At 62.3% G+C, this 1,020-nt stretch carries 1 protein-coding gene; it reads right to left on the bottom strand.

From position 1 onward, the window contains the following. Positions 1-28 precede the first annotated feature (28 nt). Positions 29-865, bottom strand: coding sequence for a transposase family protein (locus ACWEV3_RS43395; RefSeq protein WP_452619504.1), 837 nt, complete (start codon positions 863-865; stop codon positions 29-31). Between the last annotated feature and the right edge of the window lie 155 nt (positions 866-1,020).

The raw sequence follows: 1,020 nt of genomic DNA, 5'->3' as shown, positions 1-1,020 counted from the left end.
ATTTCAATGAGGTGATCTCAGTAAGGGGTTAGGTGAGTCGGCCGTGTTCGAAGTGGGTGAGCACAAGTGCGGCTTGGACGATGCGGCCGATTTTGCGGGGGCTGGTGGTGAAGTGCCGCAGGGCCCGCCAGCGTCCGGTGAGCAGGGCGAATCCGCGTTCGCCCAGGGCACGCAGGCTGCGTAGCAGCGTGTTGTAGGTGTGGTTGTCGACCTCCAGCGGGCTGCCCGGGTGTTTTTTAGAGCGTTTGATCGGGGTGTGTATCCCGGCACCGGCGCCTTGGAACCCGGCATCGGCCAGGGTGGGCAGGTCAAGCTGGGAAGCGGCCCAGTACAGGGCACCGAGGACGTGTTCTTCGGCGGCGAGGATGTCATGCACTGAGCCGGGCACGACCTCGCTGACCCAGATCGGGAACCCGTCGGGCTGCATGACCGCTTGGATGTTGCCGCCTTGCTCACGGGTTTTCCCGGAGTACCACAGGTCGATCTCGGTGCCTGTGACGCTGATGGTCTTCTCACCCACACGGTCGGAGGAGAAGATTTTCCCGTCCAGAATCACATACGTCCAGCCGTCATCTTTGGCCTGGCGCAGGGCCTGATGCAGATCCGGGGCATCCTCGGAGAGAACCTTGATGACCTCATCGAGGTACCGGTAGCCGGTCGCACGGGAGACCTCATGATCACGCGCCAGCCTGGCGATATCGGTGCTGTCCCGGAACCAGCGCAACCCCAGCACAGACTGCCAGAACGGAGTCAGCGCCCGCTGGCCCTTCCGCGTGCCGCGCGCACGGCGTTCGGCGGTCAGCAGCCTGCTGACATAGAGGGCAAGTTCACGGGGAACATCGAGGATGGCACGATAGGCGATCACGTGGGGTCCTTGCCTGGTGAAGATCATCTTTGGTCGGATTTCTTCTACCAGGCACCCCACGTCCCACTTCCTCCAGGCATGCCCCAGCCGTCGCCACACACCAAACCAAGCGACCCTGTTCGTCCAATCCTTACTGAGATCACCTCAATGGAAAT

This window comes from Saccharopolyspora sp. NPDC003752 (assembly GCF_053605825.1).
This window is presented reverse-complemented; position numbering and strand designations above follow the sequence as displayed.